This window comes from Amycolatopsis pittospori (assembly GCF_013870525.1).
Lineage (GTDB): Bacteria > Actinomycetota > Actinomycetes > Mycobacteriales > Pseudonocardiaceae > Amycolatopsis > Amycolatopsis pittospori.
In genome coordinates this window covers 1-13956 of sequence record NZ_JACBXD010000090.1, presented here as the reverse complement: position 1 = coordinate 13956, position 13956 = coordinate 1, and the positions used below count along the sequence as shown (strand labels likewise).

The 13956-nt window shown below is 70.0% G+C and carries 11 protein-coding genes; 7 read left to right on the top strand and 4 right to left on the bottom strand.

Translation table 11 applies throughout. The annotated features are described in order from the left end of the window. The first annotated feature begins 72 nt into the window (after positions 1-72). The 4 genes from H5J31_RS33300 to H5J31_RS33285 all read left to right on the top strand — a co-directional run bounded on the left by H5J31_RS33300 (position 73) and on the right by H5J31_RS33285 (position 4732). Positions 73-933, top strand: coding sequence for a ribokinase (locus H5J31_RS33300; protein ID WP_181776648.1), 861 nt, complete (start codon positions 73-75; stop codon positions 931-933). A gap of 68 nt (positions 934-1001) precedes the next feature. After that, a complete protein-coding gene (ptsP, locus tag H5J31_RS33295; protein WP_181776647.1) occupies positions 1002-2636 on the top strand; it encodes a phosphoenolpyruvate--protein phosphotransferase in 1635 nt (544 codons plus the stop codon). A 24-nt stretch (positions 2637-2660) separates the two neighbouring features. Further along, on the top strand, positions 2661-3230 hold the full coding sequence (locus H5J31_RS33290) for a cadmium resistance transporter (RefSeq protein ID WP_181776662.1): 570 nt from the start codon (positions 2661-2663) through the stop codon (positions 3228-3230). 83 nt (positions 3231-3313) lie between these two features. Then, entirely contained in the window at positions 3314-4732 is a 1419-nt protein-coding gene (locus H5J31_RS33285) for an MFS transporter (protein WP_181776646.1), read from the top strand. Here the strand turns inward: H5J31_RS33285 and H5J31_RS33280 are convergent. Next, positions 4729-5394, bottom strand: a complete 666-nt coding sequence (locus H5J31_RS33280; protein ID WP_181776645.1) for a DUF1707 SHOCT-like domain-containing protein — start codon at positions 5392-5394, stop codon at positions 4729-4731. The genes H5J31_RS33285 and H5J31_RS33280 overlap by 4 nt on opposite strands. A 189-nt stretch (positions 5395-5583) precedes the next feature. Between H5J31_RS33280 and H5J31_RS33275 the strand changes: the two genes are divergently transcribed. Then, entirely contained in the window at positions 5584-6510 is a 927-nt protein-coding gene (locus H5J31_RS33275; protein WP_328701681.1) for a hypothetical protein, read from the top strand. Positions 6511-6521: 11 nt separating this feature from the next. On the opposite strand, the gene H5J31_RS33270 is transcribed toward H5J31_RS33275, so the two are convergent. The 3 genes from H5J31_RS33270 to H5J31_RS33260 are packed head-to-tail and all read right to left on the bottom strand — an operon-like array spanning position 6522 to position 9537. Continuing rightward, complete coding sequence (locus tag H5J31_RS33270) at positions 6522-7181, bottom strand: response regulator (RefSeq protein ID WP_181776643.1); 660 nt, start codon at positions 7179-7181, stop codon at positions 6522-6524. Beyond that, on the bottom strand, positions 7178-8344 hold the full coding sequence (macS, locus tag H5J31_RS33265; protein ID WP_181776642.1) for a MacS family sensor histidine kinase: 1167 nt from the start codon (positions 8342-8344) through the stop codon (positions 7178-7180). The genes H5J31_RS33270 and macS overlap by 4 nt, the downstream gene beginning before the upstream one ends. Continuing rightward, entirely contained in the window at positions 8341-9537 is a 1197-nt protein-coding gene (locus H5J31_RS33260; RefSeq protein ID WP_181776641.1) for an AI-2E family transporter, read from the bottom strand. The genes macS and H5J31_RS33260 overlap by 4 nt, the downstream gene beginning before the upstream one ends. A 278-nt stretch (positions 9538-9815) precedes the next feature. Between H5J31_RS33260 and H5J31_RS33255 the strand changes: the two genes are divergently transcribed. Beyond that, on the top strand, positions 9816-10898 hold the full coding sequence (locus tag H5J31_RS33255; protein ID WP_181776640.1) for a hypothetical protein: 1083 nt from the start codon (positions 9816-9818) through the stop codon (positions 10896-10898). A gap of 206 nt (positions 10899-11104) precedes the next feature. Then, on the top strand, positions 11105-13956 hold a 2852-nt coding region (locus H5J31_RS33250; RefSeq protein WP_236005540.1), incomplete at its 3' end, for a beta strand repeat-containing protein.

Genomic DNA, 13956 nt, shown 5'->3' with positions numbered 1-13956 from the left:
CAAAGTTCTTCACATCTTCGCCGGGTGAAGGGTCATGACCGGACAACTCCTGGTCATGGCATGGTTTCCTCCATGACTTCTCAGGTACTGGTCATCGGTTCCGCCAATGCCGATCTCGTCGTCCCGGTCGACCGGCGACCTGGGGGTGGCGAAACCGTACTCGGTGGCGACACGGTCTTGTCACCGGGTGGCAAAGGGGCGAATACGGCGGTCGCCGCGGCGCGGCTCGGGGCGGACGTCGCGCTGCTCGGCGCGGTGGGAGACGATCCCTACGGCGAGCTGCTCAAGCGGTCGCTGGCGGAGTCCGGTGTCGACACGAAACCGTTGCGCACCAGCGAGAGGCCGACTGGCATCGCGTACATCACCGTCACACCCGACGGCGAGAACTCGATTCTCGTCTCGCCGGGCGCCAACTCCGCTTTGCGGCCGGAGGACATCGACCTCGACGGCGCCGAGATCGTGGTGCTGTCGCTGGAGATTCCTCTTGAGACTGTGGAGCACGCCGTCGCGAAGGCGGCTGAGGCCGGCGTGAAGACGTTGCTGAATCTCTCGCCGGCGGCCGAGCTTTCGAAGAAGACGCTTCAACATCTCGACGTCCTGCTGGTCAACGAGCATGAGGCGGCGTTCCTTCTTGGTGACGAGGCCGACTTCCCCAAGCTGCTCGACCTCGGTCCGAAGGCCGCTGTCGTGACGCTCGGCGCGAAGGGGGCGGCGGTGATTACCGCAGACGGCGTGACGGAGGTGTCTTCGCCGAAGGTCGAGGCCGTCGACACCACGGGCGCCGGTGACGCGTTCGCGGGTGCGCTCGCCACGTCGCTCGCGAGGGGTGAGGAGTTGGCCGACGCGGCGCGTAAGGCGGTGAAGGTCGCGGCGATCACTGTGACGCGCCAGGGGGCGCAGCCGTCCTATCCGAAGGCATCCGAGCTGGAATGATGTCTTCTTCTGTGTTGTGCTGTTCGCTATGAGCCAGGTCACGCCCACTATGAGATATGGTCTAGACCATGCCGTCTGAGTCACTGACCGGGGTCGCCGTCAGTCCCGGCCGCGCGAGCGGTCCTGTCGTCCGAGTCGCCGAGCCGCTCGGCGAACCTGCGAGCACGCCGGCGCCCGCCGATCCCGCCGCCGAAGCCGCCCGGATCGACCCGGCCGCGCAGATCGTGGCGGCCAGGCTCGAGAAGCTGGCCGAGACCGCGACAGGCGAGGCCTCGACGATCCTCATCACCACCGCGGCGATGGCGGCCGACCCGGCGCTCGTCTCCTCGGCCGAGACGCTGGTCAAGACCCAGAATCTGCCTGCCCCGCGGGCGGTCTTCCAGGCGGCGGGCAAGTTCGCCGACGCGCTCGCCGCAGCCGGTGGCTATATGGCCGAGCGGGCTCGCGACGTCCTCGACGTACGCGACAGGCTCGTCGCCGAGCTGCTCGGCATCGCGCCTCCGGGCGTCCCTGAGCTGGCGTCGCCGAGTGTGCTCGTCGCGCGCGACCTCGCTCCGGCAGACACCGCCGGGCTCGACCCGGAGAAGGTGCTCGCGCTCGTCACCGAAGAAGGTGGCCCCACCAGTCACACGGCGATCCTCGCCCGATCGCTCGGCATTCCCGCCGTCGTCGCGGTGCGAGGGATCCTCGCTCTCGACGCGCAAGCGCTTGCGGTGGACGGTGACACCGGTGTGGTCGAGCTCGCGGACCCGAACGCCGCCGTGGTCACGGCCGCCAAGACCGGTGCGATCGAGTGGGACGGCACCGGCGCGACCGCCGACGGCCACCGTGTGAAGGTGCTCGGCAACGTCGGCTCGGCGACGGACGCGCAGGCCGCGGCCGACGCGGGCGCCGAAGGGGTCGGCCTCTTCCGCACGGAGTTCTGCTACCTCGACGCCTCAGCCGAGCCGACCGTCGAAGAGCAGCGCAAGGCCTACACCGCCGTGCTCTCGCCGTTCCGCGGCAAGCCGGTCATCGTCCGCACCCTCGACGCGGGCGCCGACAAGCCGCTCGCCTTCCTGGAGCCCGACGTCGAGCCGAACCCGGCGCTCGGCGTACGCGGCCTTCGTGTCGCTTTCGATCGCCCCGAGATCCTCGACCGCCAGCTCGAAGCGATCGCGGGGGCGGCGCAGGACTCCGGCGCCGAGGTCTCGGTCATGGCGCCGATGGTCGCCACCGCCGCCGAGGCCGCGTGGTTCGCCGAGCGTGTTCGCGCGGCCGGTATCGCCCGCGCGGGTGTGATGATCGAGATCCCGGCCGCCGCGCTCACCGCGCGCGAGATCCTCGACGCGGTCGACTTCGTCTCCGTCGGCACCAACGACCTCGCGCAGTACACCTTCGCCGCGGATCGCCAGCTCGGCGCGGTCGCCAAGCTCAACGACCCGTGGCAGCCCGGGCTGCTGCGCCTGCTCAAGGTCATCGGTCAGGCCGCGAAGGACACCGGCAAGCCCGCCGGTGTCTGCGGTGAGGCCGCCGCCGACCCGAGGCTCGCGCTGGTCCTGGCCGGGCTCGGCCTGACCAGTCTCTCGATGAACGCGCCCGCGGTGCGCGCGGTCGGCGCGAGCCTGGCCGCGACGACGCTGGCCGAATGCGAGGAGCTCGCCGAGGCCGCGCTGGCCACGGCGGACCCGGTCGAGGCTCGCGCGGCGGCCGCGAAGCGATAGCAAAGGTCCCTTGCTCCCCTCGTGGTGAACTTCGGGCTGGTCGGCCAGGCCACCGGCATGTTCGCGGTGACCAACGTCGACGACCTCGTGCTGCTCGCGCTCTACTTCGGCCGCGCGACCGGACGCGGGGGCGTGGCCAAGGTGGTGGCCGGGCAGTACCTCGGATTCGCCGCGATCCTCGCCGTTTCGATCGTCGGCGCGCTCGGTGCCGGTCTGTTGCCCGACGCCGTCCTGCCCTGGCTCGGCCTGGTGCCGCTCTTGCTGGGCCTCCGGGCGGCCTGGCGGGTCTGGCGTGAGCGCGGCACAGAAGACGCGGAACCCGAGGTCGGTGCCGGAGTGCTCGCGGTCGCCGGGGTGACCTTCGCCAACGGCGGAGACAACATCGGCGTCTACGTTCCCGTCTTCGCCAACACCGGCACCGGCGGGCTGATCGTGTACGTCGTCGTGTTCCTCGCGCTCGTCGCGGTCTGGTGCGCCGCGGGCCGGTACTTCGCCACCCGCCCGGTGATCGCCCGCGCTCTGGCGCGCTGGGGTCATCTGCTGCTGCCGGTCGTCCTCGTCGGCATCGGCCTGCTGATCCTCTTCCGGATCTGAAAAAGATCCGCGGCCCTGTCGAAATCGGGCCCACCGCTTCGACGCATCGGTGAAAGCAGCCGAAGCGACGGAAGGACCGGACCATGACGACCACCGAGACCTCGACACGGGCGGGACGCCGGGAGTGGGTCGGGCTGGCCGTGCTGGCCCTCCCCACCTTCCTGGTGTCCCTGGACGTTTTCGTGCTGATCCTCGCGCTGCCGAAACTGAGTCAGACCCTCGGCGCGGACAGCACCCAGCAGCTGTGGATCATGGACGTCTACGGCTTCATGATCGCCGGGTTCATGGTCACCATGGGTACTCTCGGCGACCGCGTCGGACGTCGGAAGCTCCTGCTCATCGGTGCGACGGCGTTCGGGCTCGCGTCGGTGCTGGCGGCGTTCTCCACCAGCGCGCTGATGCTCATCGTGGCCCGCGCGATCCTCGGGATCGCCGGTGCGACGCTGGCGCCGTCGACGCTCGCCCTGATCAGCAACCTGTTCGCCGACGCCCGCCAGCGGTCGCTCGCGATCGGCATCTGGGCCGGCTGCTTCACCGTGGGCGCGATCGTCGGCCCGATGGTCGGTGGCGTACTGCTGGAGCACTTCTGGTGGGGATCGGTCTTCCTGCTCGGCGTTCCCGCGATGGTGCTGCTGCTCGTCGTCGGGCCGAAGTTCCTGCCCGAGTTCCGCACTGAGAACGCCGGCCGTCTCGACCTGCCGAGTGTCGCGTTGTCCCTGGTCACGATCCTGCCCGCGGTCTACGGCATCAAGGAGCTGGCCCGCGAGGGCGTGCACGTCGTCCCGGTGGTCTCACTGCTGCTCGGTCTCGGCTTCGGCACGGTGTTCGTGCGGCGCCAGCGCTCCCTCGAAGACCCGCTGATCGACCTGAAGCTGTTCCGCAACCGCGCGTTCTCGACCGCGCTCGGCGGGATGTGCGCGTTCACCATGCTGGGCGGGACGACCATGCTGTTCGTCGCGCAGTTCTTCCAGATCGTCCTGGAGCTTTCGCCGGTCGGCGCCGCGCTGGCGTTGCTGCCCGGCATGCTCGCGTCGACCGTCAGCTTCCTGGTCACGCCGATCCTCGCGCGCCGCTTCCGTCCCGCGATGCTGATCTCCACCGGGCTGGCGGGCGCGATCGCCGGGTTCCTGCTGCTGACGCAGGTCGAGGCCGGTGCCGGCCCGGTGATCCCGTCGATCGCCTTCGCCATCACCGGGCTGTGCGGCGGGCCGCTGGTCACGCTGGGCACGGATCTGGTCGTCGGCTCGGTGCCGCCGGAGAAGGCGGGCTCGGCGGCCTCGCTTTCGCAGACCGGCAACGAGTTCGGCTACGCGCTGGGCATCGCGACGGTGGGGACGCTGGGCAACGCCGTCACCCGCGCTCAGCTCGCCGACGCGGTCCCCGCGCACGAAGCCTTCGCCAGCGGGATGCACGCGGTGTCCGGGCTGGCCGCGCTGGTGCTGGCCGGTATCGCCTACTTCGTGATCCGGCACCTCAAGCACGTACGGCCGGTCGGCGCCTAACCGAAGAAGCCCTGACGCGGGTACTTGATGATCAGCGACCCCCCGTGCACGCGCCCGGTGATGACGAACCGGGGTGTGCCGGGGCGGCCGTTCGACCGCGTCCGGTCGTCGAGGTTGCCGAATTTGATGTCGGTGATCGAGTTGGTGTCGACGGCGCCGTCCTCGGGGATGGTGATCTCCACCGGACCCCATTTGGCCTGCAGTTCGATGTGCACCACCGGGTACCGGATCTCGGCCTGGGAGAAGTCCAGCTTCGTGGCGCCGTACTTGTTCCGGATCACCATCGACTCCGGGACCAGCCAGTTCCCGTTGCGCTGCAACGCCGAGTACTTGCCGTTGAGCTCCATGACCTGCCCGGACGGCGTCGCGTAGGCGTGCTGCCGCTGCGGCGGCGCCCACGGGTTCTGCTGCTGACGCGGCACCATTCCCGCCTCGGGATGCACCAGCCCCGGCAGATCCGTGAGCACCGCGTTCAGCTCACCGCGGGTCTTCGAAGCGAGGGCGCGGTCGGTCCGCTCGGTGAACTCGTCGAGGTTCAGCATCCCGAGGCCGATCGCCTTCTGCAGCACTTCGACGACGTGTTCGCGTTCCGCGTCGGAGACCCGGATGTCCCGTCCGGTCAACGGCTTGGTTTCGGTCGTCGGCTGCTCTTCCTCGCCCATGTCTTCAATGGTAGAACCGGATCTCACCCGCGAGATCGGGGAAATACCCTGAACAGACCCGCATTTCTCCCCCGTGCCGCCTCGATGGTGGCGGCTGTCCTCCTGCTTGCCGGGTGCACCGGCTACGGGGGTGTGCCGGAGACTCCTTATGAGCCGCCTCCATCGCCTTCGCGGCTCGAAGGCAACCAGGTGGACTACATCGGCTTCCGCCTCGTCATGGCGACTTCGCCGCCTTCGATCCTCGATCCCGCCACCGGTGCCTCCACTCCGCTGCCCGGCGCTCCCGCCGGCGACCGGGTCAACGATGTCCTTCGGGTAGGCAAGGCCGCCGTCGTGCTTTCCGCCGCCCGCTGCGGATCGTCGTGCCTGGAGCCGTCCGAGGTGTTCGTCTACGGCGACCCGAAGAACCCGCCTTGGAAATTGGGCAAGGCCCGCAGCGCCGCCCCGTCGGCCGACGAAACCGGCGTCTGGCTGATCCGCGACGACGGCAACGACCTCTGCCGCCTCCAGTTCGTCTCGCTGCTGGGCACCGAACGCGACCGCGGCCGCCCGGCGAGCTGTACGACGGCGGTGCGCCAGGAGGTGCCGCAGGGCCTGCTGATCACGGTCAACACCGGGACGTCCAGCGCCGAGGATGTGCTGATCGACCCCGCCACCGGCCGCGCCGTCCACCAGTACCCGCGGGTCCTCGCGATCACCAAGGACCGGATGCTGCTCGCGGAACTGACGAAGTTCTCCGTTCTCGACCTGCGCAACAACCAGCGCACCCCGGTCGAGCGGCCGGTGTCCAACGGCTCGCCGGGGCCGGTGATCCCGAGCCGGGACGGCTACAAGGTCGCCGTCGTGTTCGGCGACCCTGCCTGGCAGGGGACGAGTACGCAGACCGCCGACGTCTGGGTGCTCGCCCTCGACACGCTGACCTGGACGCACGCGCCGTCGATGCCGATCGTGGCGCCGATCAAACAGGTCGCGGTCGAATGGACCGAGGACGACGACCTGGTGGTCGTCACCGACGTCGTCGCGAGCTGGCGGCTCGACCGGCCGCACTGGTCGATCGCGAAAACCCCGTTGCCCGCCGAACGGAGCGGCCGGGTCGTGAGTGTCGGCAAGAGCTGACCTAAGCGGCGTTATTCCACGTCGAGCCCGTGCTCGATGGCGTAGCGCGCGAGCTCGACCCGGTTGTGCAGCTGGAGTTTCCGCAGCGTGGACTGGACGTGGTTCTCCACCGTCCGATGCGAGAGGACGAGTTTCTCGGCGATCTGCCGCGCCGTCATCCCCTTCGCGACCAGACGCAGGACGTCGGTCTCGCGTTCGGTCAGTCGCGGCGGCGCGGGCCCGTCGTCCGGGGCGTCGGCCATGCGGCGGTATTCGCCGAGCACCAGTCCGGCCAGCCCGGCCGTGAACACCGGATCGCCGGCGGCCGTCCGCTTGACCGCGTCCACCAGCTCGGTCGCCGAAGCCGATTTGACCAGGTAGCCGGACGCCCCCGCCTTGACCGCTTCGAGGACGTCGCTGTGCTCGCCGCTCGCCGACAACACGAGCACCTTGGTCGAAGGCAGTTCCGTGGTGATCTCGCGGGTGGCGTCGACCCCCGACGTCTCCCCGAGGTTCAGGTCCATCAGCACGACGTCCGGCTGGACCGTGCGCGCGATCCGCACCGCGGCGGGCGCGTCCGGCGCGGTGGCCCGCACGTCGAAACCGTGCTCGGCCAGGTCTCGAGCGACCCCGTCACGCCACATCGGGTGGTCGTCGACCACCATCACCGACACCTGAGGCTCACCGGTCATCGCTTTCCCCTCGCCGTGACTGGAACCTTGACTTCCCATTCCGTGCCCTGGCCCGGGGCGGTGTCCAAGGCGACGCTCCCGCCCAGATCCCGCACCCGGCCCTTGATGGACTCCGCTATACCTAGATGTCCGTCGGCCGCCGCGCGTTCCAGTACACCGGGCGCGATTCCGGGTCCGTCGTCGCGGACGCTGACCACGACTTCGGTGCCGAGGTCCTCCAGCAGTACCCAGGCATGCGCGTCCGGGCCCGCGTGCTTCTCGACGTTCAGCAGCGCTTCGCGTGCCACCGACACCAGTTCCGCGGTCATGTGTTCGGGTAGCTGGACGTCGCCCGCGGGCGTCGAGACCTGCACCGACGGTGTGGCGAGCAGCTGCAGCGCCGCCCGGAGGTCGGTGGTGCCGTTGCCGCTCGGCCGCGTCGGCTCGGTGGTGACCAGCGCCCGCAGCGCGATCTCCTGCTCACCGGCCAGCTTCGCCAGCTCGGCGGCCTCCCCGCCGAATTCGTTGCCGCGTTTGCGCACACGCGCGAGCACCTGGAGGACGCTGTCGTGGATCGAACGGGCGAGCCGTTCGCGTTCGGCCGTCGCCGCTTCCATCCGCAGCGCCCTGGTCAGCGCGTCGGCCGACTGGCGCGCCATGGTCGCGGCCAAGCCGATCACGAACCCGCTCGCGGTCAGGAGGAAGCCGTCCCGCGCGACGTCGACGTCGAACCTCCACCGCACCAGCCCGGTGACCACCGAGACCACCAGCCCGGCGAGCACCCCGCCGAGCGCACCGAACCGCGTCCCGGCCGCCGCGGGCGGGACCGCCGCCCACACCGTCGTGATCAGCGGGATGTTGGCGTCGAACTGGGCGGTGGTCAGGATCCACGCCGAGGTGAACATGAGCGCGACGGTCAACGCGAGGTCCACGCCGACCAGCCACGGCCAGCGGCTCGTCGGCCGCGCGTAGAACACGCTGCTGAGTACCGTCCACACGGTCATCACGCCGAACGCGGTCCACGCCAGCCACTTATTCGCGTAGCCGTCGTAATGGACGATGAACGAACCCAACGCGAAGAGCAGGGTCGTCACGCGGAGCACGATCACCCCGCGCCACAGCGGAGTGGCCGGATCCCGCGTGCCGAGGGCCGTGACCGCGCGCCAGAGCGGGGTGTTCGTCACGACTTGGTGTCTGCTTCTTTCCCGGAATCGTTCGGCTGCGCCGCTTGATCCCGCAGGACGTCGACCTCGGCCGGATCCGGATCGTGTTCGTGCAGCAGCGACCGGATCCCGGCGTTGAGCACCGCGAGCAACGGCACCGAGAGCAGCGCGCCGGCGATACCGGCGGTGACCAGGCCCGCGGTGATCGCGAGCACCACCGCCAGCGGATGCAGCTTGACCGCGCGGCCGAGCAGGATCGGCTGCAGCACGTGGCTTTCCAGCTGCATGACGCCGATGACGATGGCCAGCACGATCAGCGCGCCGACCACCCCCTTCGTCACCAGCGCGATCAGCACGGCGACCGCGCCGGCGATCACGGCGCCGATGATCGGGATGAAGGCGCCGAGGAACACCAGCGTCGCCAGCGGGATCACCAGCGGCACGCCCACGATCGCCAGCCCGATGCCGATGCCGACCGCGTCGACCACGGCCACCGCCGCCGTCGCGCGCACATAACTGACCAGTGAGGCGAAGCCGCGACGCCCGGCGACGTCGACCCGGTTGCGCACCCGGCCCGGCACGCCGCGGACCAGGAACGTCCAGATCTGGTCTCCGCCGGAGAGGAAGAAGATCAGGATGAACAGCGTCAGGATGAAACCGGTGACGATCTCGCCGACCGTGCCCGCCGTGGTGAGCGCGGTGGTGGTGATCGACGCCTGGTTGTTCTGCAGGAAGCCGATCGCCTGGTTGATGAACTCCTGGATCTGCTCCTGGCGGAGGTGCAGCGGCCCGTCGATGAGCCAGCGCTTGATCTGGTTGAGGCTCTCGGTCAGCTGCTTCTGCAGCTCCGGGAGACCGGAGGAGAACTGCGCGACGACGAAGGTCAGCAGCCCGCCGAGTACCGCGAGCCCGGCGATCAGCACTATCCCCGCCGCCAGGCCGCGAGGGAACTTCACCAGCATCAGCTTCGACACCGCGGGCGCGAGCAGCGCGGCGAGCAGCAAGGCGATCGACAGCGGGATGACGACCACCGACAGGTAGCCGATCAGGAAGACGATGACGTAGAGCGCGGCGATCACCACGATGAAGCGCCACGACAGGGCCGCGCCGATCCGCAGACCGCGCGGGACCAGGTTGGTGACGTCTTCGGTGGATTCGGAGAGGAAGGGGTTCGCCGGGTCGAATTCCGGCTGCTTGCGCTGTGGCTCGCTCACCGGCTCACCGTATCGGTCCGAGGCGACGTTCTTGAACATTCCGGGCAACGCGCTCGGGTCGAATTCGCCCGAAGCGACGCTTGACACACCACTCACTGATCGACTCGGAAGTAACCGGGTCCCGCCAGGGGTGATCACTGATCGTCATTTCGGGCTACACCGTGTGTTCTTCACACGATCGTGCCATCAAGTCGCTCCTGGCTCGCTTTGGCCTTCCGCCCTTTGCTTATCTCGGTTCCGCAACGACGAACCGGCACACCGAAACGACAGGAGCCCGAGTGACGAACGCGGCGAAGAACGAGGGGCGGGGCGCGGCGCGCTTCGGCCGTCTCGCTTCGCGTGCGCTGTTCGTCGTCGGCGGCGCCGTCGCCGGTTCCGCCGCCGCGTGGGCCGTTTCCGGTGCTTCCGCTTCCGCCGACGTCGTGCCCTCCGCTCCCGTGATCTCCACGCCCGGGACGAGCGTCACCCCGGTCACCGACGCCACCGCGGCCGGACTGACCGACGTCTCCGGCGGTACCGCCAAGCTCGCCGGCGACGTCGCGGGTGCGAGCAAGGCCGCCATGTGCGCCGGTGCCGCCCGCCACCAGGAAGCCACCGCGTGGTCGCTTCCGGACGAATCCAAGTCGACCCCGTCGCGCGCCCACTGCGGCGGCCGCGACCACGTCGGCGGCCCGTCCACCGACTCCGACATCCGCGTCGAGCAGCACGAGGTCTCCACGCGCGTCAGCGACACCGTCACCGACTTCGCCGACAACGCGGTGATCACCCCCGTCAAGCGGACCCTCGGGGCTTTCGAGCACATCGTGCGCAAGCCGGAGGACACCCGCCAGGTCCTGGACGAGACCATCGCCGGATCGCCCGAGGCGCAGGACTTCGGCCGCAAGGTCTGGGACCTCCTCGACCCGCGTGGCAAGGGCGACCTCCTCCCGGAGATCCCCGTCGGCGGCGTCCCGCTCGACCCGAAGTCGCCGCTCGAAACCGGCGGTGCCGGCGAGCAGGTCACCGACTTCGCCCAACTGGCCACCAGCCAGTTCCCCGCTTCCTCCGGAACCGTTCTCCCGATGCCGGCGTTCGTGCAGCAGCACGGATCCGCCGATCAGGTCGAGGACGTCCCGTCGCGTGACGGTCACCGTGGTGACCTCCCGCGTCCGATCACCCCGGCGCCGCTTCCCGTCGCGCCTTCCTTCCCGACTGTCCCCGGTGGCGGCAACGCCCCCGGTGGTCACCTCGACGGCCTGACCCATGGCGTTCCCGCCTGGCTCGTCTCGGCCGTCGAGCGTTCCCTGACCGGCTACTCGCTGGCAGGCACGCGGTACATGCCGCTCACCCCGGGCTCCCAGCCCGGTGTCACTCCCGACTGAACACCTCCCTCCGCGGGGTAGCCGACGCGCCTCACGCCTCCCGATTCCGGGCTTGGCTTCGCGTCCGCTCCTGATCCCCGCGATACGGCGGTGCGCTTTTGTGCGCCCGCATTGCTCCACCTCCCAACAGGTGCTCCACATCGGCAGAAGGCCGCGAGCACCTCCATGAACCCGCAAGGGAACCCGAAATGAAGGAGAAATACCCCATGCAATCCTGGGCAAAGCGCGGACTCCAGACCGCGTTGGTCACGGGTGGGTTGTTGATGCTGGGCACCGGCATCGCCTCGGCTGACGAACAGGTCAACCCCGACACCCCGGCCTCCCCGCTCGACGCGAACGTCACCGTTCCCATCGAGATCGACAACAACGCCGTTGGCACGCCCCTCGGCCAGGTCGACGTCCCCGGCTACAAGGGCGAGGTCAGCACCAAGGCCGTCACCAAGCCGGTTTCGGAGGCGCTCGACGGCGTCACCTCGCCGGGCAGCAGCAGCGACGGCATCGGCGGAGGGCTTCCCCAGCTCTCCAGCAAGGGCGCCGTCCCCGCGCCGCTGGCGGCCAAGGACTCGGCCCGTCAGGTCAGCGGTGGGCTGACCGGTGGTGGGTTCACCACCACTGACGACATCCTCAAGGGCAACAAGGTCGTCGGCGACGTCGTCGTCCCGATCCAGATCGTCGACAACGCCATCGGCGTGCTCGGCGACGCCGAGGTCGAGGGTGGAGACCACCAGCAGACCTGGTCGCACAACCAGGACGTCGAGACCACCGGTGAGGACTCCAGCCTCGCCGGGAACGTCGTGTCCCTGGACTGGGCACTGCCCGTGCAGATCGCCGGCAACGGCGGCGGGCTCGCCGGCGGCACCGGTCGTGTGGTCGGCGGTTCCGCCAGCCAGAGCACCACCGAGACCGGCAACATCACCACCGACGGCGAGGGCTCCGCCCTTTCCGGCAACGTGGTCGCCGGCCAGTTCGCCACCCCGGTCCAGGTCACCGGCAACGCCGTGTCCTGGATCATCGGCAACGCCAACAGCTCCGGCTACGAGGCCGAGACCGAGGCCACCTCCGGCGGCTGGGTCGAGACCGACGGTGACGACTCCGCCCTCGGCGGCAACGTCGGCGCGGTGCCGATCGCCCTCCCGGTGAAGGTGAACGACAACGCGGGCGCCGTGCACGGTTCGCTCGCGAACTCGAACAGCAGCTCGTCCGCGGACGCCACCGCGGGTGACACCACCCCCGGCTGGAGCAACGTCCCCAGCTACGTCCAGACCTCCGGTGAGGACTCGGCCGTCGCGGGTAACGCGATCGTGCCGCAGACCGCGGACGTCGCGAACGTCGGCGGCGTGGCCGCCAGCTGGGTCGGCCTCGCCAACACCGGCAAGGACGGCGGCACCAGCCACTCGAGCGTCGTCGACGCCGGTGGCTTCGTCAGCACCGAGGGCGAAGGCTCCGCGGGCGGCGGCAACATCGTCGACCCGGCCGTGGCGGCCCCGGTCGAGGTGACCTGCATCGCGGGCACCTACATCGGCAACGTGTCCTCGACCTCGTGCGAGAACACCGTCGACGCGAACGCCGGCAACGGCAGCCACACCACGGGTGACGACTCGACCCTCGCGGGCAACATCGTCAACACCCAGGCCGCGCTGGCCCCCGAGGTCTACGGCGTCGGTGGCTCGCACATCGGCCAGGCCGTGGCCGAGGCCACCGAGACGAAGACCGTGACCGCCGGCGGGTACGACGGCAGCACGGGCAACGACTCGTCCGGCTCGGGCAACATCGTCCAGGTCCCGACCGCGATCCCGGTCGAGGTCTTCGGCGTGGGCGGCTCGTTCGTCGGGCAGGGCACCGGCACCGCCGACGAGACCAAGGTCGTCTCCGGTGGCGGCGGCGGGAACACCGCCGACGACAACGGCTTCCTCAGCTCCAACCTGGCCACCGTCCCGGCTTCCGTGCCGGCGCAGGTGTTCGGGATCGGCGGCGCGCTCGCCGGTCAGGGTCACGGTGGCGCCGACGGCGACACCACCTCCAACGCGGGTGGCGACGTCCACGCGACCGGTGACGGTGGCGCGGGCGCGGGCAACCTGGTCTACGGCCCGGTCTCGCTGCCGGTCCAGGCGCACAACTTCGCCGCGGTGCTGGGCGGAATCGCGTCGGGCGAGGGCACGAACCTGACCGACTCGTCGGCCGGTGGCGACGCCACCGCCAACGGCGAGGAAGGCGCGCTGGCGGGCAACATCGTCCAGACGCCGGTCGGCGGAGCCGTCCCGGTCACCGGTCTCGGTGTCGCGGGTGCGGGTATCGCCAAGGGCAACAGCCTGAACGACGTCGTGTCGGCGGCCGGCGGCGACGCCACCACCACCGGTGACAACGGCGCTGTCGCGGGCAACATCATCGGCGCGCAGGCGCTGCCGATCGTCCCGGTCACGCACGACGCCATCTCGGCGGCGGGCATCGCCGACGCCGAAGGCTCCGACGTCATCGACGCCACCTCCGGTGGGGACGTCGACACCACGGGTCTCGACGGGTCGCTGTCGGGCAACATCCTCGACATCCCGGTCGCGGCCGTTCCGGAGGTGTTCGGCGACGCCATCGCGGCGGCCGGCGGCGTCTCCAAGACGAACGCGGAAAGCATGATCACCGGCCAGGCCGGTGGCGACAGCATCACCGACGGCAGTGGAGAAGCCCTTTCCGGCTTCAACCTCCACCACCCGTTCGTGTTCGTGGTGCCGCTGAACGAGCTCGAGATCCCGGTGCTGGCCATCGCGGAGGAGAACTCCACCGACGGCACCGAGATCAACGGCGAGGACTTCACCCGCGCCTTCACCGACTCCGTCGGTTCGGAGATGCCGATCGACGCGCTCCCCGCGCTGCCCTTCGGTGCTCCGGCGCTGCCCGCGGCCCCCGCGGTGCCTTCGCTGAACGGTGCCGGCGCCCTGCCCACCACCCCGGAGATCGGTGGCGCCCGCGCCGACGGTCCCCAGGTGGGCAACCTCCCGGTGCAGATGGCGGGCCTGACCGCCCTCAAGCAGCTGGGCACCATCCCGGCCGCGCTGCCGAAGTCGGA

Bases quoted from the DNA above. Each gene is read 5' to 3' on its own strand.
- H5J31_RS33270 (WP_181776643.1), bottom strand. From the start codon at position 7,181: ATGACCGGTGAGCCTCAGGTGTCGGTGATGGTGGTCGACGACCACCCG.
- H5J31_RS33285 (WP_181776646.1), top strand. From the start codon at position 3,314: ATGACGACCACCGAGACCTCGACACGGGCGGGACGCCGGGAGTGGGTC.
- ptsP (WP_181776647.1), top strand. From the start codon at position 1,002: ATGCCGTCTGAGTCACTGACCGGGGTCGCCGTCAGTCCCGGCCGCGCG.
- H5J31_RS33300 (WP_181776648.1), top strand. From the start codon at position 73: ATGACTTCTCAGGTACTGGTCATCGGTTCCGCCAATGCCGATCTCGTC.
- H5J31_RS33280 (WP_181776645.1), bottom strand. From the start codon at position 5,394: ATGGGCGAGGAAGAGCAGCCGACGACCGAAACCAAGCCGTTGACCGGA.